Origin of the sequence: Streptomyces ferrugineus, assembly GCF_015160855.1 — a bacterium.
In the GTDB taxonomy this organism is placed as follows: domain Bacteria; phylum Actinomycetota; class Actinomycetes; order Streptomycetales; family Streptomycetaceae; genus Streptomyces; species Streptomyces ferrugineus.
On record NZ_CP063373.1, the window covers coordinates 3,261,701 to 3,281,252 of the forward strand.

Here is a 19,552-nt window from a genome sequence, read left to right on the forward strand (position 1 = left end):
GGTGCCACGGTGCAGGATGGAAGGGACGAAGTGTCCTGACTCGACCCAGCATGCCTGGAGGCCCGGATGATTGCCGAGACCGTCTGTTCAGCCGTCGCCGCGGCCGGCCTGGGCATCGCGGCGGTCACGGCGTACCGCAAGCGTTTCCTCGCGGCCACCCGCATCGCCGCGTACTCCCTGGTGCCCCTCGGCCTGGTGATGACCGGGGTCGTCGACTGGCTGGCGGACACCGCGTTCAGCCCGACGGCCTGGGCGGGCTTCGGAGTGCTCGGCCTGTCCTGGGCGCTGTTCGCGACCACCCGCGCGGTCGAGCGTCGCCGCGGCGGCACCCGCAAGGAGCGCAAGGAGGCCCGCGCCGCCGCGCAGCGCGAGGCAGTGGCCCCGGCGGCCTCGGCGCCCTCGCTGGGCACGGCCTCCAAACGGGAGTCGACCCGGCCCGCGAAGGCACCCCGGGCGGAGGCCGCGGACGACTTCAGCGACATCGAGGCCATCCTCAAGAAGCACGGCATATGACCTCATACGCGTGACCCCGCACGCGGGACTGAAACGACACAGGGGATCGCCGGCCGGCCGTAATTGATCACGACTCGGACCGGACATCACGGATTCCGACGAACTGCCGCTCATTCCGGGCGTGTTGATCGCGCGGTGCGCTGCGATTGCGTCATCATCGCCGCGAGATGCTGGACACGACACAGAGCGAGGCCGCGCCAGCTCAGGACGAGCCTCGCGGGTGCCTCTTCGCCCTTTCCCAGCCACCGCTGATGATCTTCCTAGCGGTGATCGGGTGTCTGCTGCTCATGGCTGCGCTGCACGATCTGCTGCTGCTCTGAGCCGTACCCGCGGCCCCCGGCGCCACCCGCCGGGGTCCGCGTCGACACACGGGCCGAGTCGGGCCGTACGGCGCTCGTGCCGGTCGGCGGAGCCGTCCTCGCCGCTCAGCCGGCCGCTACCCGCCGCTCAGCCGGCCGCTTCCTTGCGGCGGGCCCGGTAGGCGGCCACGTGGAGACGGTTTCCGCAGGTGCGGCTGTCGCAGTAGCGCCGCGAGCGGTTTCGGGAGAGATCCACGAAGGCATGCCGGCAGTCCGGCGCCTCACAGCGCCGCAGCCGATCCTGCTCCCCGGCCACCACGAAGAAGGCCAGCGCCATGCCGCAGTCCGCCGCCAGATGGTCGGCGATGGAGGCACCGGGGGCGAAGTAGTGGACATGCCAGTCGTAGCCGTCATGGTCCGTGAGGCGCGGGGTGGTGCCCGCGGCGGCGACCAGCTCGTTGATCAGCCCCGCGGAGACCCGCGCGTCCGAAGCCGTGAAGATCGCGGCGAACCGCCCGCGCACCTTGCGCACCGCCGACAGATCGAACTCGGACAGCACCCCGACATCGCTGATTTCGTGCTTTCGTACGAAATCCTCTAGCGTCGCGACGTCCGGCAGCCCGTCCGGCGTCCCGTCGTCCTCCGGCGCGGTGTTCACCAGATCCACCACGGCATCGAGCGCACACCGGGTGTCATGGGTGATCAGCACGTTTCGCTCCCTGGCCTGGGGTCGGGCGGGGTGCCCGCCGATGCTGGCCGATGGTAGTGGCTCACGGGGCCCGCACACGGGCCGCGCTCGCACACTGTTGCGATGACAACGCCACAGCGGCGCCGACGGTTCCCGACCGGGCCGGTTCCGCCGACTGTCCGCGTCCCGCCCCTCCCTGCGGCCCCTGCCGCACCACGGGCTCCGTCACCCACACGCACACCAACGCCGCCCCCGCGGAGCGGAGACGGCGCTGCTGTGTGCCGTATGCGGTTGTCTTGGCCCGAGCCGTCTCCCCGAGTCGACGGCGCCGGGCGGCTTCGTGGGACCTCGCCCTAACTTTCCGCCAGGATGTGAGAGAGCTCCTGATCGAGATCGAAATGCCGATGCTCCGTGCCGGGGGGCACGGCGGCATCCGTCCGCTTCAGGAACGACTCCAGAGCCCGTGCGGGCGCCTCGAGCAGCGCCTCGCCCTCCGGGGAGCTCAGGGCGATGCAGACGACGCCCTGACCATGACTGCGCGACGGCCAGACGCGGACGTCGCCGGTGCCGGTGGGCCGGTGCAGGCCCTCCGCGAGGAGGTCGCGGGCGAACACCCACTCGACGGTCTCCTCGGCTCCGGTGTGGAAGGTGGCGTGCACGGCGTAGGGGTCGGCCGTGTCGTACCGCAGGCCTGCGGGGACAGGCAGGGATGACTCGCTCGACACAACGAGGCGCAGGTGCAGCTCGCAGCTGACCGTGGTGTTCATAAGCGCCAGGGCCTTTCGCTCAGTGTGCGCTCGGGGATTCGCACGTCGGCGAAATCGACATGCCACCTACGGTGCCGTTGTAAACCCCTCTGAGTGTTTTGCGTGGCTTTACGTAACTCTTCCGGCCGAGAACCCGTTCGCGAGATACGACCATTCCGGTGACTGGTTTCCCTCCGGTAGGGTTTGGCCGTATGAATACGGGGAGTAACGAGCCGGGCGGGGTTGCCGTGGCGACTGACGAGACCGAAGTGGACGGTGTGGACCGCGACGAGCAGGGCCTGGGCTCGAGAGCGCCGGAGTTCATCAAGGCGCGCAGGGTGCTGCACCTGAGCTGGCAGGTGGGCGTCTTCATCATCGGCCTGGCGATAGTGATCGCCGGCGTCATCATGCTGCCGCTGCCCGGGCCCGGCTGGGTCGTGATCTTCGGTGGCATGGCCGTCTGGGCGACCGAGTTCGTCTGGGCCCAGCTCGTGCTGCGCTGGACCAAGCGCAAGGTCACCGAGGCGGCCCAGAAGGCGCTCGATCCGAACGTGCGGCGCCGCAACATCATCCTGACGTCGATCGGGCTCGTGATCGTCGGCGTGCTCGTCGGGATCTATCTGTGGAAGTTCGGCATCGTCATGCCCTGGAAGATCAAGGACCAGTGATCCGCGCGGGGGTGCGGACGTCGGCCGGTGCGGGTTCGCGCTGGTCACACGCACCCCCTGACATGGGGTAATCTTCTTCCTGCGCCCGGGCGATTAGCTCAGCGGGAGAGCGCTTCGTTCACACCGAAGAGGTCACTGGTTCGAACCCGGTATCGCCCACCCGGATCCGGCGGCCCGTCTGCGACAGTGCGGACGGGCCGTCGGCGTTTCCGCGTCCGGTGTCTCGGGCCGCGGTGCCCCGTGCGGGCCCGGCCGGTTCGGGCTCACGTCCCGTCAGCTCATCTGCCGTCGGGCGGTTTTCGGTCGACCGATATCCGCGCAGGCACGCCCGCTCGCCGTTCGATCCACCGGCTGGACGCCCCTCACCTGCGACATCGCGCCGCCGACCCGGCCGGTCCGCCCTGATGCGCCGTCAACTCGCCGCGCAGGCCCACAAGAAATTCCTGTCCGAATCATTGACGCACCCCGAGGCCCTCCGTAACTTGTGCCAGCAAGCGCTTACTTGAAACGATTCATGCAGGCGGCATCGACGCTGCGGGGAGGGGCCCGACTGTGGGGACCAACAGGAATGTCGACAGGCGCACGATCCTGAAGGCGGCCGGCGCCACGGCCGCCACACTCGGCCTGGCCTCGACCACGGCGTGCGGGGGTGACGGGGGTACCTCCGCCGACGGGACGGTGACGATCCGTTACGCATGGTGGGGCGCCGAGGACCGCGCCCAGCGGATCAACAAGACCATCGAGCTCTTCCACAAGAAGTACCCGAAGATCAAGGTCAAGACGGACTTTCAGCCGTACACGGACTTCTGGAAGAAGTTCAACACGCAGGCCTCCGGGGGGAATCCGCCGGATGTCTTCCAGAATGCCATCGGATTCCTGCGCAAATACGACGCGAAGAATGTGCTGCTCGATCTCAGCGAGCAGGTCAAGGCCGGCAACCTCTCCATGGACGGCTTCCGCGCGGGCCTGGAGAAGTTCGGCGAGATCGACGGAAAGCTCCTCGGCGTCCCGGTCGGCTCCAACTCCATGGCCCTCGTCATCGACAAGCCCGTCTACACCAAGGCGGGTGTGAAGCCGGAGCAGGGCTGGACCTGGGACGACTACCACGCGGCGATGCAGAAGATCCGCGACAAGGCGGGACGCGCCGGCGACACCGGCCCCTACAACGTCATGTACCTCTACGACCTCTATCTGCGCCAGAACGGCAAGGCGTTCTTCACCGAGGACGGACTCGGCTTCTCCGAGGCGGATCTGACGGACTGGTGGACGAAGGCCAGGAAGAGCGTGGAGGAGGGGCTCTACGCCGACGTCAAGAAGGTCGCCCAGATCAAGCCCAAGTCGGCCGTCACCGGGGAGCTGTCCGGCGGCGAGTTCACCTGGGACAACTTCACCATCCGCTACACCTCCGAGGGCAAGAGCGAGTACGGTCTCGCGCCGATCCCCACCACGGACGGCAAGAAGACCGGCCAGTACCTCGGCTCCCTGATGCTCAGCGCCTCCAAGCGCACCGAGCACCCCAAGGAGGTCGCCCAGTTCATCGACTTCATGGTGCACGACCCGGAGGTCGCCAAGATCATGGGCTACGACCGCGGGGTGCCCGCCACGCAGGCCCAGTTCGACGCGTTCGAGCCGACGGACGAGGTCAACAAGGCGATCGCCGCCTACGAGACGTCCCTCGTCGAGGCCGGGGTCCTCGAACCGATCACCCCGCACCCGGCCGGCGCGGACATCTGCGAGGCCGCGTTCCTGCGCATCGGTGAGGAGCTGGGCCTGGGCAAGCGCTCGGTCGGCGACGCCGTCAAGCAGTTCTTCACCGAGTCGAAGACGGCTCTCGCGAGCTGATGGGAACCCCCGTGACACACGCCCCTGCGATGGAGAGCCTGACCCAGGACTCCGAGCCGCGGCACGGTCCGGTGGGGCCCGAGCGACCCGCCGCCCTCAAGCGGCGGGTCCGCCGGGAGAACCTGGCCGGCTATCTCTTCATGTCCCCCTGGATCGCCGGGTTCCTGCTGCTCACCGCGGGCCCGATGGCCGCCTCGCTCTACTTCGCCTTCACCGACTACAACCTCTTCGACGCGCCCAAGTGGATCGGCCTCGACAACTTCTCCGAGATGTTCGGCGACCCGCGCTGGCGCCACTCGGTGCAGGTGACGCTCTGGTACGTCGTCGTCGGCACGCCGCTCAAGCTGCTCGCGGCGCTCGGCGTGGCGTTGCTCCTGGCCCAGAAGCGGCGCGGGCAGGCCTTCTACCGGGCCGCCTTCTACGCCCCGTCGCTGATCGGTGCGAGCGTCTCCGTCGCGATCGTGTGGAAGGCGATCTTCTCGGACGACGCGATCGTCGACCGTACCCAGAAGATCTTCGGGATCGACGTCGGCGGCTGGACCGGTGACCCGGACCTGATCATCTACAGCCTGGTGGCGCTCACCGTCTGGCAGTTCGGCGCCCCGATGGTCATCTTCCTCGCCGGTCTCAAGCAGGTCCCGCGCGAGCTCTACGAGGCGGCCGAGGTCGACGGGGCGGGCACGCTGCGACGGTTCTGGAACATCACCCTGCCGATGATCTCCCCCGTCCTCTTCTTCAACGTCCTGCTGGAGACCATCCACTCCTTCCAGATCTTCAGCTCGGCGTACATCGTCGGCGGCGGCGCCGGAGGCAACGCCTGCGGTCCGGCCGACGGATCGATGGTCTACACCTGCTATCTGTACGTCCAGGGCTTCGAGAACAGCCGCATGGGCCTGGCCTCCGCCATGGCCTGGATGCTGCTCGTCGCGGTCGCCCTGGTGACGGCGGTGCTGTTCTGGTCCCAGAAGCGCTGGGTGCACTACGAGGAGGGCGCCCGATGAGCACCCCCAGTCTCTCGACCACGCGCGCCGGGGCACTGCGCCGCAGGCTGCCCGGCTCCCTCGCCTGGCACATCGGGTCGCTGCTGATCCTCGCGGTGATCCTCTACCCGGTGATCTGGGTCCTCGGCGGCTCCTTCAAGAACAGTGAGGACATCGTCGGCAGCCTGGACCTGTTCCCGGGCGACCCGATCCTCTCCAACTACACCAGCCTCGCCGACGGCATCGCCGACATCTCCATCTCCACCTTCTTCTTCAACTCGCTCTTCCTCGCGGTCGGCTCGGTGATCGGGATCGTGGTGTCCTGCTCGCTGACCGCCTACGCCTTCGCGAGGATCAGGTTCGCGGGCCGGAACCTGCTGTTCACGCTGATGATCGGCACCCTCCTGCTGCCGTACCACGTCCTGCTGATCCCGCAGTACGTGCTGTTCCGCAACATGGAGATGATCAACACCTACACTCCGCTGCTGCTGGGGAAGTACCTGGCCACGGAGGCGTTCTTCGTCTTCCTGATGGTGCAGTTCATGCGGAACCTGCCCAAGGAGCTCGACGAGGCGGCCCGGCTCGACGGCTGCGGGCACTTGCGGATCTACTGGTCGATCATGCTGCCTCTGTGCCGGCCCGCCCTGATCACCAGCGCGATCTTCACCTTCATCAACTCCTGGAACGACTTCATGGGCCCGCTGATCTACCTCAACGAGCCCGACAAGTACACCGTCTCCCTCGGCCTGAAGATGTTCGTCGACCAGGAGGGCCTGGCGAACTACGGCGGCATGATCGCCATGTCGCTCGTCGCCCTGCTGCCGGTCCTCGCCTTCTTCATGGCCTTCCAGCGGTATCTGATCGACGGTATGGCGACGTCCGGACTGAAGGGCTGAGGGGCGGTCACGATGGCCCAAGCGCGGATGAAGGCTCGCACGGCTCGTACGGCTCGTGGGGAATCGGTGTTCGCCGAGCGGTTCGGTGTCTTCGCCGAGTGCCTGCTCACCGGGGTGTGGATCGCGGTGGCCTCGCTGGGGGTGGTCACCGGTCCGGCCGCCTGCGCCGCCGGGGCCCGGCACCTGCGGCGCCGTATCGCCCATGAGGGCGGGGGCTGGCGGGAGTTCGTCGCCGACTTCCGGGTCGCCGTGCGCGGCGGGTGGGCCGTCGGGCTCGCCGCGTGGGCCGTGGCCGCCGCGGTCTGGGTGGACGTCCAGGCCGTGCGGGCCGGGATTCCCGGTGGGCCGCTCGTCGGGGCGGTCGGGCTGTTCGCGCTGATCGGGGCCGTCGTGGCGCTGCTGCGGGCGGCGGCCTCCTGGACGCCGGACGCCGGCTGGTGGGCGCTGCTCGCGGGTGCCGGGCGGCGTACCGTGCTGGACCCCGCCGGGTCCTTCCTGATCGTCGGAGGACTGGCCGTCGTGGCCGCCTCCGCCTGGTTCTCCGCGCCGCTGGCGGTGCCCGTTCTCGGGGCCGTCGTGGCGGCGGCCGTCGCCGTGGAGGAACGCTACCGGCACCGCTGAGCGGCGGTGCCCGCGCACAAGGTCGGCGCCCCGGGCGTCGTACCTCTCTCTGTCATGCCCCTGTCCAGCTGCACGGAACTGCTTCCCGCACGAAAGCTCCCGTACGGATAAGGAAAGGCTGCATCTCTATGTCTCCCATCCCCCGCAGGTCCCTCATCAAGGCGGCCGCGGTCGCCGGCGCCGCCGCACAGTTCAGCTGGGCGCTAGGAACACAGGACGCGCAAGCGGCCCCCAGAGCCGCCGAGGCCGACGCCGACCCCGTGACCCTGGACTGGCTGGAGGACGGCGGCCTGGGCGCAGCACCCGGCTCCACCGTGGGTGTGCCGTGGCCGAAGGGCGCGTACGAGGCGGACCAGACGTTCGCACTGACGGACGCGGACGGCAAGGCCGTGCCCGTGCAGTCCTGGCCGATCGCCTACTGGCCGGACGGCTCGCTGAAGTGGACGGCCCACGCGGTGGGTTCGGGCAACGGCAGGCTCACCCTCGCCGCCGGTGCGGCCGCCGCCCCCGCCAAGAAGGTCACCGTCGACAAGAGCGGCGGCACCGTCGACGTCTCGACCGGCGTCATCACCGCGAGCATCGGCAAGTCCGGCGCGACGCTGATCAAGTCCGTCACCCGCGGCTCCACAGAGATCGCCAGGAACGGCCGGCTCGTGCTGATCCGCCAGCCCGAGATCGAGGACGAGGACCAGGGCGCGGTCAAGACCGAGCGCTTCGAGGGGGCCATCGCGAAGGTCGAGGTCGAGCAGGAGGGCCCCGTCCGCGCGGTGGTCCGTATCGACGGCAAGCACCGCAAGGGCAGCCGGAGCTGGCTCCCCTTCTCCATCCGCCTCTACTTCTACGCGGGCGCCGACTCCTTCCGCATGGTGCACACCATCACCTACGACGGAAAGCAGGAGCCGGGCAAGGCCAGCGGCGACTTCATCCGCGGCCTCGGCATCCGCTTCACCGTGCCGATGCGCGACGAGTCCTACGACCGCCACATCCGCATCGGCGGCGAGGGCACCGGCCTGCTCCGCGAGGCCGTCAAGGGCATCACCGGACTGCGCCGCGACCCGGGCGCGGCCGTGCAGGCGGCCCAGTTCAAGGGGGAGAAGCTGCCGGATCCGGCCACCTGGGACCAGCGGGTGACGACCCGCCTGCAGTACATCCCCGAATGGGGCGACTACACCCTCTCCCAGCTCTCCGCCGACGGCTTCACCCTGCGCAAGCGCACCAAGAAGGGCTACGGCTGGGTCGGCGCCGGCGGTGGCAGGCGCGCCTCCGGCTTCGGGTACGTCGGCGGCGCGAGCGGCGGGTTCTCCTTCGGCCTGCGCGACTTCTGGGAGAAGTTCCCCGCCCAGCTCGACATCCGCGACGCCCACACCGCCGAGGCCGAGGTCACCATGTGGCTCTGGTCGCCCGAGGCGCAGCCCATGGACCTGCGCTTCTACCACGACGGCATGGGCCAGGACACCTACCCCGAGCAGCTCGAAGGCCTCAACATCACCTACGAGGACTACGAGCCCGGCTTCGGCACCCCCTACGGCATCGCCCGCACCTCCGAACTCCTCTTCTGGGCCAACGACTCGACCCCGAGCGCGAAGAAGCTCGCCGAACAGGTCGAGGCCGTACGCACCCCGCCGCAGCTCGCCGCCCCGCCCGAGCAGCTCATCAAGGCGGGCGTCTTCGGCGGGCTGTTCTCCGAGCCCGACCGCTCCACGGACGCCAAGGCGAAGATCGAGGACCACCTCGACTTCCTCTTCACCTATTACAAGGACCAGGTGGAGATGCGCCGCTGGTACGGCTTCTGGGACTACGGCGACATCATGCACTCCTACGACGAGGCCCGGCACCAGTGGCGCTACGACGTCGGCGGCTACGCCTGGGACAACTCCGAACTCTCGCCCGACCTGTGGCTGTGGTTCGCCTATCTGCGCTCCGGCCGCGCCGACATCTTCCGCTTCGCCGAGGCCATGACCCGGCACACCGGCGAGGTCGACGTCTACCACCTGGGGAAGTGGGCCGGACTCGGTACCCGGCACGGCGTCCAGCACTACGCCGACAGCGCCAAGCAGCAGCGCATCGCCAACACCACGTACCGGCGCTACTACTACTTCCTCACCGCCGACGAACGCGTCGGCGACCTCATGCACGCCAACGTCGACTCCGACGAGACGTTCCTCGTCCTCGACCCCATCCGCAAGATCCGCACCGAGCCGTACGAGCCGGACAGGAACGCCCTCTCGATCGGCTTCGGCACCGACTGGAGCGGCCTGGTCTCCGCCTGGCTCACCGAGTGGGAACGGCGCGGACCCAAGTGGGAGAAGGCCAAGGCCCGGGTCCTGTCCACCATGGAGACCATCGCCGCCCAGCCCAACGGCTTCGTCCAGGGCAGTGCCCTGTACGACCTGGACACCGGAAAGTTCGCCATCGACAAGGAGCCCAAGGTCGGCGTCTCGCACCTGTCGGCGATGTTCGGCCTGGTCGAGCTGTGCGCCGAGCTGATCGACCAGGTCGACATGCCGAAGTTCAAGGAGGCCTGGCTCGACTACTGCCGCTACTACAACGCCAGCAAGGCCGAACAGGCCGCACGCTACGGCTCCAACTTCGGCACGCTGCTGCTCTTCCAGGGCCACTCGCGCCAGGACGCCTACGCCGCAGTGCAGTTGGGCGACGACGCGCTGGCCGCGCGGGCGTGGCAGCAGTTCTACAACAGCCGGGACACCTGGGACTACAAGGAGTCCACGGACTGGTCCACGAAGAAGATCGAGGGGCCGACCGCGCTGGTCCCCGGCAGCGAGGCGTCGTGGGTGTCCACGAACGCCACCGCGCTGTACGGGCTGGCCGCGATTCAGAACCTGGCACTGGTCGGCGACAAGATGCCGTGACGCTCCGCTGGAGGGGCCGCAGATCGATGCGGCCCCGCGCCCCTGTGGGACGCGTCAGCCCATCCTTCCCAGCATGTCCCGCATCCGCCGGACGTCCCGCAGGCGCTGCTCGTACGTCGCCCCCAGTGCGAGCAGCAGCAGTCCAGCCAGGGCGGGCGGCACCCAGCGGGGGAGGGCGTCGGTCACCTGGGCGATGTACGGGGCGAGCTCGTGCAGAGCGTCCAGGGCCAGGACCGCGCCGCCCAGCAGGAGCGGTGCCTGGAGGTGGTGCCGGGCGCCCAGCAGGGTGACCGCCAGGGCGGCGAGGCCCAGCAGCAGGGGGCGCGTCCAGTGCACGTCGCCCCAGGCCGCGAGGAGGCTCGGCACGAGGGTGGCGGCGAGTCCGGGGCCGTACGCCGTCCAGGACGAGATCTGCGGGTCGCGGCGCCTGCGCAGGGCGCCGACGAGCAGCGCCGGGACGGTGACCGGCAAGGTGTACGCCTCGGGCGTTGCGACGTCCCAGGCCGCCAGGCGTACCCACGTGGCCAGGACGAAGAGCGCGGCGGAGGCGTGGCCGACGGGTCGGCGGTCCGGGCGGATCGCCGTACCGGCGGTGATCACCCCGCACAGCGCCAGGACCAGCGCGAGCATCGGCAGGTCGGCCGTGGCCGCGGCCAGCACGACGGCGAGCAGTGCCGCGACCGCGCCCGCCACCTCGACGGGCACCGTCGCCCGCGTGTCACCGAGCCGTGCCGCCAGCAGGGCCGCCGCCACCGGGACCGCCAGGACCAGCACGGCGGTGTACTGCGGTGCCCAGCCGGCCGCGGCACCGGTCGCGCAGGCGAGCGCGGTGGCGTACCCGAGCGCGGCCGGGGCCGTGAACGGGGTGAGGTGCTCCTTCCAGGAGGCCAGCGCGAAGAGCGCCGTGAGAGCGGAGAGCACGGCGAGGGTCGCGGGCTCGGTGGACAGGGAGAGGAAGGCGAGGGGGAGGGAGGTGAGGAGGGCGAGGACCGTGGCGGTCGGGCGCGGGTCGGGGAAGCCGACAGTGGCGGAGGGCTCTTCCCCGGCAGCCGAGGGCTCCTCCGTCGCCGCATCCGTCCCCGGGCGCTCGGACTGCGGCAGCCACGCGGCCGCCGCCAGCGCCCCGGCCGTCGTCACCCCGAGGGCCACCAGCCCCACGGCATACGGGACTTCGAGCACCGCCGGAAGGACCAGCGCCGTCGCCCACGCCGGCAGCAGCGCACCGGTCAGCGCCCGGGGCCGCCACACCGCGTCGCGCACCGCGACGAGCAGGACGCCGGCGACGATCGCCAGGACGACCGGCACCGTCTCCGCGTGCGCGGGCCACGGTGCGTCGACCGTCACCGCCCGCCGCAGGTCGCCCGGCGCCCCCGACCACACCCGCTCGGCCCACGCGACCGGACCCAGCAGGGCGATCCCCACCAGCGGCAGCGTCCACAGCACGGCAAGCCCCTGTACGGCGACGGAGGCCCGGGCCAGCCCGCCCCGTACCGCCTCCGGCAGCCGGTCCACCCGCGCCGCCGCGAGCAGCGCGACCCCGCACACCAGATACGCCGGAACCGTCCACGCCCCCGGCAGCACGGAGCGGACCGTGCCGCCGAGCGCGGCGACCGCGAGCAGGCCGGCGGTGACGGCGAGGCCGCCCGCCTGCTGCTCGGCGACCCGCTGCCGGGCCGCCGTCAGCGCGACGGCCGCCGCGAAGAGGAGGAGCGCCGCCGCACGGGCGGCGGCGCTCGGGCCGGTGGCCGTCCATGACAGCCAACCGGCGGCCCATACGCCCCAGGCGCCCATGCCGTGCGCACCGATCGCTGCGGTGATCCGTACGGACCTGGAAGGCACCCGGAGCGCCACACCCGTGTCGACCCCGGCCGTCACGAGCACGGCGGCCGTGATCCCGAACAGGCCGGCGTCGGCCGCCACCGCCCAGAGCGTGAGCGGGAGTTGGGCGGCGACCAGCGCGGCGGGCAGGGGCAGACGCAGCTCCGAGACGCGCGGCAGCAGACCGTACGCCGTCCACAGGGCCGCCAGTGCCGCCGCGGCGGTGGCGACGTAGCCGACGGCGTCCACGTCGGACAGACCGACCTCGTGCAGCGCGTACGCGTCGAGCACGGTCAGCGCCAGCCCGAGCCCGGCCACCGACTCGGCCGTCGACCGCAGCCCGTGCTTCAGCAGCGGCACCGGCGCGGCCAGCACCGCCACGGTGACCCCGCCGAGCACCACAGCCCGCCCGGCGATGCCCAGGTGCCCCCAGCTGACCAGCGTGAACGCCATCGCGGCGATGGTGAGCAGAACACCGCCGAGCGCCAGCAGGACGTTCTGCACCCGGGGCGCCGAGGCCTCGGGGCGCCGCGGTGCGACGGGGGCCGGGGCCGACGGGGGCGTCGCCGCTTGCAGCGCGGTGACCAGCCAGGCCCGGCGGTGCAGCAACTGGGCGCGGCGGGCGTCCAGTTGGCGCAGCTCGAAGTCGAGGAGCCGCAGCTCCTCGGCCGGTGGCGGAATGTGCGTCATGGCAGGAGTGTGGTCCGCGTCACGTCGTACGGCATGAGTGCGCGTACTCAGAACGTACTCAGATGCGGGGGAAACCCGCCGCACGCGGGCAGACTCGGCGCATGGACTGGAGCCACTACCGCTTCCGCACCCGGTGGGCCCTGCCCGCACCGCCCACCGCCGTGTACGACGTGCTGGAACAGGCCGAGGACTACCCCCGCTGGTGGCCCCAGGTGCGCGAGGTGAACCGGATCGACGACACCAGCGGCGTGATCACGATCCGCTCCGCCCTGCCGTACGACATGGTCTTCGTCGCGCGTGAGGTGCGGCGGGACCGGGAGGGCGGAGTGCTGGAGATCGCCATGTCCGGGGACTTCGACGGCTGGGCACGCTGGACCATCACCCCGCGCGGTCCCGGCAGCCTCGCCCGCTACGAGCAGGAGGTCGATGTGAACAAGCCGCTGCTGCGGCGGTTCGCGGTGCCGGGGAGGCCGGTGTTCCGGGCCAACCACTGGCTGATGATGCGCGCCGGACGGCGGGGACTGCTGGCCCACCTGGCCGGTGGTCATCAAGCGGTTTGAAGGAAACGCGCGGGGACCTGTATTGTTCGGTGCGTTCCCGGGCGATTAGCTCAGTGGGAGAGCGCTTCGTTCACACCGAAGAGGTCACTGGTTCGAACCCAGTATCGCCCACCGGGAGAAAGCCGGTCCGTCTGATGCGGACCGGCTTTTTTCGTTGCTCGGACTTCTTCGTCGCTCACGCCGCCGCCGGCAGATCCGGACGCAGCGGCCACGCCGGGTCCACCGCCTCCTCGCTGCCGCTGCGCGCGAACCACGCCTGCAGACCGCGCGCCTGTGCCGCGTGCCACACCGCCTGCAGCGTGTGCAGCTCGGCGGGGGACAGCCGCTCCAGACGGGCCGCGAAACGGCGCCCCACCGCCCGTACGACCTCCAGCGAGGCCAGCGCGTCGGCCGCCGCGTCATGCGCGCCGTCCAGCGTGACGCCGTAGTGCGCGCACAGGTCCGTCAGGGTGCGGCGGCCCTTGCGGTAGCGGTCCAGATGCTTGTCGAGGACGCGCGGGTCCAGCACCAGCAGCGGCGCCCGCTCGAACCAGTGGTCCAGGGACGAGGCGCGATGCCGGCGCAACTCGCGGTCCAGCAGCGTCAGATCGAACGGTGCGTTCATCACCACTATGGGCCGGCCCGCCGCGGCCTGCCCCGACAACTCCTCCGCCATCTCCTGCATCACCGGCGCCGGCCAGCGGCCGTTGCGCTGGAGATGATCCTCCGTCAGTCCGTGCACCGCCGTCGCGGCCTCCGGCACCGGAACGCCCGGGTTCACCAGCCACCGGGTCACCCGCGGCCGGGTGCCCGGGGCGTCCTGGACGACGACGGCCGCCGAAACGATCCGGTCGGTCTCGACGTCCACGCCTGTCGTCTCCGTGTCGAATGCCGCCAGCGGGCCCTCATACCAGCACGCCATACCTACACAACCCCTCGTTCACCCACGGCAGCTGACGTACCGTCTTCTGCCCGTTTGGTGATACCCGGGCCGTTTGCGGCGTACGCCGGAAGGACACAACAGGAGTGCGGGTCCTTGCAGTTCAGCGACCCGGACGGGGATTCACTTGGCGTGGAAGGCTGTTCGTCATGGCGATAGCGCAGCCCGAGCGGGGCGGGCTGCTGCCCGAACGCACGGGCCCCCATCGCGGTTCACTCGCCACCACCGCCTGCATGGAGACACTGCAGGTGGGCTATCTGCACGCCGTCGCCGCGGCGGCCGGCTGCTCGCTGTCGCAGCCGTTCCCGGACAACGGCATCGACTGGCACGTCAGCCACAGCGCGCCCGGCCACACGGTCGACGACGAGGTCACCATCAAGGTGCAGCTCAAGGCCACGTACCAGATCCCGCCGAAGCCGCCGGGCCGCTTCTTCTCCTTCACGCTGGACAACGACCACCTGGCGAAGCTCGCCCGCACCCCGGTCTCGGTGCACAAGATCCTGGTCGTGATGCTCGTCCCGCGCACCCAGGACGACTGGCTGCGCGCCAGTCACGACCGGCTCGATCTGCGGCACTGCTGCTACTGGGTCAATCTGGCCGGACACCGAATCACCGGACGGCGCCGCACCACCGTGCGGATACCGACCTCACGCATCTTCGACGACCGGGCGCTCTGCGAGATCATGACGCGGGTCGGGACGGGAGGCAGACCATGACGCATCGCCCCCTCCAGGAGCCGGCACGACCGGTGCGGCCGCACCCGGTCGACGCGTCCTGGGACCGTCCCCCCGAGCCCGGCGACGTCGACCCCGCCGTGCTCGGCGCCCTGCTGCACCGGCACGGCTGGCAGCGGCGCGGGGGAGCGGCCGGCCGCTACGGCCGCTGGACCCCGCCCGGACCGGGCGGCAACGGCACCAGCCTGCTCGTCCCCGAGTCCCGCGCCTTCCCCGACAGCGACGACCTGCTCGGCGAGGCGCTTCTCGCCCTGTCCCGCAGCGGCATGCCCTCCGCGCGCGAGGTGCTGGTCGGGCTCGCCGTGCCCAGCGACGAGATCCGCTGGTGGCGGGACGCACCGAGCGGACCGGCCGGGGCCGCGCCCTGGACCGCCGAGGAGGAGCTGCGCACCGGTGCCCGCCAGATGCTCCTCGCCGCGGCACTCGCCACACGCGCGCGTGCCGGCTACTACGGCGCCCGGCACCGCCGCTCGGCCGCGGCGATGCTGGAGAACGTCCTGGTCGGTTCGGGCGCCGGCGGCCACCACCTCGCCGCCTTCGTGCCCGTCGGCACGGGCCGCCCGCTCGCCGTACGCCTCCACCAGGCGCTGTACGCCGCCCGCGAGGCCATCGACTACCAGCGCGCCACCGGCGGCATGGACGCCTTCGACGGCGCCGTCGAGGCGGGCGTCAGCCGCGAGCTCACCGAGGCGCTGGTGGCGTTGGTGCGCGGCACCGAGGGCGCGCGCATCGCCGTCGAGTGGGCGCCCGCGGCCGGGGTGCCCGAGGACTGCGCGGCCGGTGTCGAGCCCGTCGAGTTCTCGCCGGGCGACCTGCCGGTGCTGCGCGAGGCCGCGGCCCGCTATCTGCGCGAGGAGCCGTCCGTGCCGGTCAGGATCACCGGCGCGGTCGTCCGGATGCGCAGGTCCGGGCCGCGCGGCGAGGGCACCGTACGGCTGAGGGTCATCGCGGGGGCCGAGGTGCCGCACGTCCGGCTGACGCTGGACGAGGAGTCGTACCGGATCGCCGGGCACGCCCACCTCGTCGGGCTGCCGGTGCGGGTGCACGGGCGGCTGGAGAGCCGGGGCGGCTTCCGCAAGATCACCGGGGCCTCCGGGGTCGTACCGGTACAGGTGGACGAGGCCGAGCGGGACCGGCTGATGAAGTCGCTCCAGGAGGACCTGGACTTCTTCGAGGAGGCTTGCGGCGGGGAGGACGCCGGGGACTGACGGGGTGGGTGTCCCGGTGACCGTTTCGCGGTCGGCCGTCCGGGGTCGGTACGATCGCGTAATGCGCGCGCTCCTGGTATGGCGCCGCACCCCACCTTCAGTCAGGAGAGACCGGTGTCAGACGTCCGTGTGATCATCCAACGCGATTCCGAGCGGGAAGAGCGCGTGGTGACGACGGGCACTACGGCCGCCGACCTCTTCGCCGGCCAGCGCTCCATCATCGCCGCGCGCGTGGGCGGCGAGCTCAAGGACCTGTCGTACGTGCTCGCGGACGGCGAGGAGGTCGAGGGCGTCGAGATCTCCTCCGAGGACGGGCTGGGCATCCTGCGCCACTCCACCGCGCATGTGATGGCGCAGGCCGTGCAGGAGCTCTTCCCCGAGGCCAAGCTGGGCATCGGCCCGCCCGTCAAGGACGGCTTCTACTACGACTTCGACGTCGAGAAGCCGTTCACGCCCGAGGATCTCAAGGCCATCGAGAAGAAGATGCAGGAGATCCAGAAGCGGGGGCAGCGCTTCGCCCGCCGTGTGGTGACCGACGAGGCCGCCCGTGAGGAGCTCGCCGCCGAGCCCTACAAGCTGGAGCTGATCGGCCTCAAGGGCTCCGCCTCGTCCGACGACGGCGCGGACGTCGAGGTCGGCGCCGGCGAGCTGACGATCTACGACAACCTGGACGCCAAGACCGGCGACCTGTGCTGGAAGGACCTCTGCCGCGGTCCGCACCTGCCGTCGACCCGCGCGATCCCGGCGTTCAAGCTGATGCGCAACGCGGCCGCCTACTGGCGCGGCAGCGAGAAGAACCCGATGCTCCAGCGCATCTACGGCACCGCCTGGCCGTCCAAGGACGAGCTGAAGGCGTACCTGGACTTCCTCGCCGAGGCCGAGAAGCGCGACCACCGCAAGCTGGGCAACGAGCTCGACCTGTTCTCCATCCCGGAGCAGATCGGCTCCGGCCTCGCCGTCTTCCACCCCAAGGGCGGCGTCGTCCGCCGCGTGATGGAGGACTACTCGCGCCGCCGGCACGAGGAGGAGGGCTACGAGTTCGTCTACACCCCGCACGCGACGAAGGGGAAGCTCTTCGAGACGTCGGGCCACCTGGACTGGTACGCCGAGGGCATGTACCCGCCCATGCAGCTCGACGAGGGCGTGGACTACTACCTCAAGCCCATGAACTGCCCGATGCACAACCTGATCTTCGACGCGCGCGGGCGTTCCTACCGTGAACTGCCGCTGCGCCTCTTCGAGTTCGGGACCGTGTACCGGTACGAGAAGTCGGGCGTCGTGCACGGCCTCACGCGCGCGCGTGGCTTCACGCAGGACGACGCGCACATCTACTGCACCCGCGAGCAGATGTCGGAGGAGCTCGACAAGACGCTCACCTTCGTCCTCGGCCTGCTGCGCGACTACGGCCTGACCGACTTCTACCTGGAGCTGTCGACCAAGGACCCGGAGAAGTTCGTCGGCTCCGACGAGGTCTGGGAGGAGGCGACCGAGACGCTGCGCCAGGTCGCCGAGAAGCAGGGCCTGCCGCTGGTGCCGGACCCGGGCGGCGCCGCCTTCTACGGGCCGAAGATCTCCGTCCAGACCAAGGACGCCATCGGCCGTACCTGGCAGATGTCGACGATCCAGCTCGACTTCAACCTGCCGGAGCGCTTCGACCTGGAGTACACCTCCGCGGACGGCTCCAAGCAGCGCCCGGTCATGATCCACCGGGCCCTGTTCGGCTCCATCGAGCGGTTCTTCGCGGTGCTCCTGGAGCACTACGCGGGCGCCTTCCCGGCGTGGCTGGCCCCGGTCCAGGCGATCGGCATCCCGATCGGCGACGGGCACGTGGACTACCTGGAGAAGTTCGCCGCGGCCGCCAGGAAGAAGGGCCTGCGCGTCGAGGTCGACTCGTCCTCGGACCGTATGCAGAAGAAGATCCGCAACGCCCAGAAGCAGAAGGTGCCCTTCATGGTCATCGCGGGCGACGAGGACATGGCCAACAACGCGGTCTCCTTCCGCTACCGCGACGGCTCGCAGGAGAACGGCATCCCGTTCGACGAGGCCATCGCGAAGATCGCGAAGGTGGTCGAGGAGCGGACGCAGGTCTGATCGGGCCGTGACCGAGGCCCCCGGAAGGCTCAGCCCTCCGGGGGCCTCCTGTCGCTCTCGCGGGAGAAGATCTGCAGGAGCCAGGAGGAGAACGACCCCGTCACCGCGCCGAGCAGGGCCAGCCCGCCGGCCATCATCCCCATCGCGATCGCCCGGCCGCCCGCGGTCACCGGTGTGATGTCGCCGTAGCCGACCGTGCTGATGGTCGCGGCGGCCCACCACACCGCGTCCCCGAACGTGCGCATGGTGGTGTCGGGCGCCCCACGCTCCTGCTGGAAGACCGCGAGGGCGCCGGCGAAGCCGAGGAGCAGGGTCGACAGGCTCGCGTAGGCGATCACCCGCGCGTGCAGGGAGAGCCGGGGCGCACCCTGCCGGTGCTGGATGGCGTCGTACAGCGGCACGATCCGCAGCGGCCGCAGCAGCGGCAGGACGACCACGACCGTGTGCAGGAAGTGGGTCCTGGCGAAGCGCGGGAAGCGCAGCCCGCTGAGGATCCAGCGGACCAGGTAGTCCGTGGCGAACAGCAGCCAGAGCACGAGCAGCGTGAACCAGCACAAGCTCCGCCAGCCGGGGGGCATGCTCACGGCAAGGACGCGGGCGGCATAGGTGGCCAGGAAGAGCAGCGAGGCGAGGAACAGCGGGATCTCGGTGCGCTGCTCCCAGCGGGTGTAAAGGCTGTCGTCGTCCACCGGCCAAGCTTGGCCGGTGCCCGCGCCCCCGCCGCCCCGGCGACACGCCGCGAACGGACGAAGCCATATGCTGCACGCATGACGAGTGAGCCGGAGCAGCAGTGGGGAGTGGGGATCCAGGACGCCTTCCAGCGTCTGTGGACGCCCCATCGGATGGCCTACATCCAGGGTGAGAACAAGCCGACCGGTCCCGGTGCCGACGACGGCTGCCCCTTCTGCTCGATCCCGGCCAAGTCCGACGAGGACGGGCTGATCGTCAGGCGCGGTGAGCAGGTGTACGCGGTCCTCAATCTCTACCCGTACAACGGCGGCCACCTGATGGTCGTGCCCTACCGTCACGTCGCCGACTACACCGACCTCACCGACCCGGAGACCATCGAGCTGGCCGCGCTGACGAAGCAGGCGATGACCGCCCTGCGCACCGCCTCCGGCGCCCACGGCTTCAACATCGGCATGAACCAGGGCACGGTCGCCGGCGCGGGCATCGCGGCCCACCTCCACCAGCACATCGTCCCGCGCTGGGGCGGCGACACGAACTTCATGCCGGTGGTGGGGCACACACGGGTGCTGCCGCAGCTCCTCGCCGACACGCGGAAGATGCTGGCGGAGGCGTGGCCGACGGTGTGATCGGTCGGCTGACGGTGACACGCATCAGCCCGTCCGGCGTTTGAGGAAGAGGCCGTTCAGGCCGACGGGGGTCCGGGGCGCAGCCCCCAGGGC

The 19,552-nt window shown here is 70.6% G+C and carries 18 protein-coding genes and 2 tRNA genes; 15 read left to right on the forward strand and 5 right to left on the reverse strand.

Annotated elements, in window-relative coordinates:
• Window positions 1-66: 66 nt before the first annotated feature.
• Window positions 67-513, forward strand: coding sequence for a hypothetical protein (locus IM697_RS14935; RefSeq protein ID WP_194048172.1), 447 nt, complete (start codon window positions 67-69; stop codon window positions 511-513).
• 167 nt (window positions 514-680) lie between these two features.
• On the forward strand, window positions 681-833 hold the full coding sequence (locus tag IM697_RS14940) for a hypothetical protein (RefSeq protein ID WP_167366237.1): 153 nt from the start codon (window positions 681-683) through the stop codon (window positions 831-833).
• A 127-nt stretch (window positions 834-960) separates the two neighbouring features.
• Here IM697_RS14940 and IM697_RS14945 read toward each other — a convergent pair whose 3' ends face one another.
• Together IM697_RS14945 and IM697_RS14950 are read right to left on the reverse strand one after the other, a co-directional pair.
• Window positions 961-1,521: a CGNR zinc finger domain-containing protein gene (locus IM697_RS14945; protein WP_194048173.1), complete on the reverse strand. Its 561-nt coding sequence runs from the start codon at window positions 1,519-1,521 to the stop codon at window positions 961-963.
• 332 nt (window positions 1,522-1,853) lie between these two features.
• Complete coding sequence (locus IM697_RS14950; protein WP_004002642.1) at window positions 1,854-2,267, reverse strand: SsgA family sporulation/cell division regulator; 414 nt, start codon at window positions 2,265-2,267, stop codon at window positions 1,854-1,856.
• Window positions 2,268-2,458: 191 nt separating this feature from the next.
• Between IM697_RS14950 and IM697_RS14955 the strand changes: the two genes are divergently transcribed.
• The 7 genes from IM697_RS14955 (at window position 2,459) to IM697_RS14985 (ending at window position 10,123) form a co-directional block, all read left to right on the forward strand.
• Window positions 2,459-2,914 carry a TIGR02611 family protein gene (locus tag IM697_RS14955; protein ID WP_194048174.1) on the forward strand — a complete coding sequence of 152 codons (456 nt, stop codon included), beginning with the start codon at window positions 2,459-2,461 and terminating at the stop codon, window positions 2,912-2,914.
• Window positions 2,915-3,001: 87 nt separating this feature from the next.
• Window positions 3,002-3,073 (forward strand) — tRNA-Val (locus IM697_RS14960).
• A 393-nt stretch (window positions 3,074-3,466) separates the two neighbouring features.
• Window positions 3,467-4,756: an ABC transporter substrate-binding protein gene (locus tag IM697_RS14965; RefSeq protein WP_194048175.1), complete on the forward strand. Its 1,290-nt coding sequence runs from the start codon at window positions 3,467-3,469 to the stop codon at window positions 4,754-4,756.
• Complete coding sequence (locus IM697_RS14970; RefSeq protein ID WP_194048176.1) at window positions 4,756-5,757, forward strand: carbohydrate ABC transporter permease; 1,002 nt, start codon at window positions 4,756-4,758, stop codon at window positions 5,755-5,757. The genes IM697_RS14965 and IM697_RS14970 overlap by 1 nt, the downstream gene beginning before the upstream one ends.
• Window positions 5,754-6,632: a carbohydrate ABC transporter permease gene (locus IM697_RS14975; RefSeq protein ID WP_194048177.1), complete on the forward strand. Its 879-nt coding sequence runs from the start codon at window positions 5,754-5,756 to the stop codon at window positions 6,630-6,632. Before IM697_RS14970 ends, IM697_RS14975 begins: the two co-directional genes overlap by 4 nt.
• A gap of 12 nt (window positions 6,633-6,644) precedes the next feature.
• Complete coding sequence (locus IM697_RS14980; RefSeq protein WP_194048178.1) at window positions 6,645-7,253, forward strand: hypothetical protein; 609 nt, start codon at window positions 6,645-6,647, stop codon at window positions 7,251-7,253.
• A gap of 128 nt (window positions 7,254-7,381) precedes the next feature.
• Window positions 7,382-10,123, forward strand: a complete 2,742-nt coding sequence (locus IM697_RS14985; protein ID WP_194048179.1) for an exo-rhamnogalacturonan lyase family protein — start codon at window positions 7,382-7,384, stop codon at window positions 10,121-10,123.
• Window positions 10,124-10,177: 54 nt separating this feature from the next.
• On the opposite strand, the gene IM697_RS14990 is transcribed toward IM697_RS14985, so the two are convergent.
• Window positions 10,178-12,631, reverse strand: coding sequence for an SCO7613 C-terminal domain-containing membrane protein (locus IM697_RS14990; RefSeq protein WP_194048180.1), 2,454 nt, complete (start codon window positions 12,629-12,631; stop codon window positions 10,178-10,180).
• A gap of 101 nt (window positions 12,632-12,732) precedes the next feature.
• On the opposite strand from IM697_RS14990, the gene IM697_RS14995 reads away from it, so the two are divergent.
• Entirely contained in the window at window positions 12,733-13,191 is a 459-nt protein-coding gene (locus IM697_RS14995) for an SRPBCC family protein (RefSeq protein ID WP_194048181.1), read from the forward strand.
• Window positions 13,192-13,230: 39 nt separating this feature from the next.
• Window positions 13,231-13,302 (forward strand) — tRNA-Val (locus IM697_RS15000).
• Window positions 13,303-13,366: 64 nt separating this feature from the next.
• Here IM697_RS15000 and IM697_RS15005 read toward each other — a convergent pair.
• Window positions 13,367-14,092: a 3'-5' exonuclease gene (locus IM697_RS15005; RefSeq protein WP_194048182.1), complete on the reverse strand. Its 726-nt coding sequence runs from the start codon at window positions 14,090-14,092 to the stop codon at window positions 13,367-13,369.
• Between the two features lie 167 nt (window positions 14,093-14,259).
• Between IM697_RS15005 and IM697_RS15010 the strand changes: the two genes are divergently transcribed.
• The 3 genes from IM697_RS15010 (at window position 14,260) to thrS (ending at window position 18,143) form a co-directional block, all read left to right on the forward strand.
• Window positions 14,260-14,826, forward strand: a complete 567-nt coding sequence (locus IM697_RS15010; RefSeq protein ID WP_194048183.1) for a DUF4365 domain-containing protein — start codon at window positions 14,260-14,262, stop codon at window positions 14,824-14,826.
• Window positions 14,823-16,052: a hypothetical protein gene (locus IM697_RS15015; RefSeq protein ID WP_194048184.1), complete on the forward strand. Its 1,230-nt coding sequence runs from the start codon at window positions 14,823-14,825 to the stop codon at window positions 16,050-16,052. The genes IM697_RS15010 and IM697_RS15015 overlap by 4 nt, the downstream gene beginning before the upstream one ends.
• 114 nt (window positions 16,053-16,166) lie before the next feature.
• Entirely contained in the window at window positions 16,167-18,143 is a 1,977-nt protein-coding gene (thrS, locus tag IM697_RS15020) for a threonine--tRNA ligase (protein ID WP_194048185.1), read from the forward strand.
• A gap of 29 nt (window positions 18,144-18,172) precedes the next feature.
• Here thrS and IM697_RS15025 read toward each other — a convergent pair whose 3' ends face one another.
• Complete coding sequence (locus IM697_RS15025) at window positions 18,173-18,832, reverse strand: potassium channel family protein (RefSeq protein ID WP_194048186.1); 660 nt, start codon at window positions 18,830-18,832, stop codon at window positions 18,173-18,175.
• 78 nt (window positions 18,833-18,910) lie between these two features.
• On the opposite strand from IM697_RS15025, the gene IM697_RS15030 reads away from it, so the two are divergent.
• The gene (locus IM697_RS15030; protein ID WP_194048187.1) at window positions 18,911-19,459 is read left to right on the forward strand and encodes an HIT family protein; all 549 of its coding nucleotides are present in this window, start codon (window positions 18,911-18,913) and stop codon (window positions 19,457-19,459) included.
• Window positions 19,460-19,552: the final 93 nt, after the last annotated feature.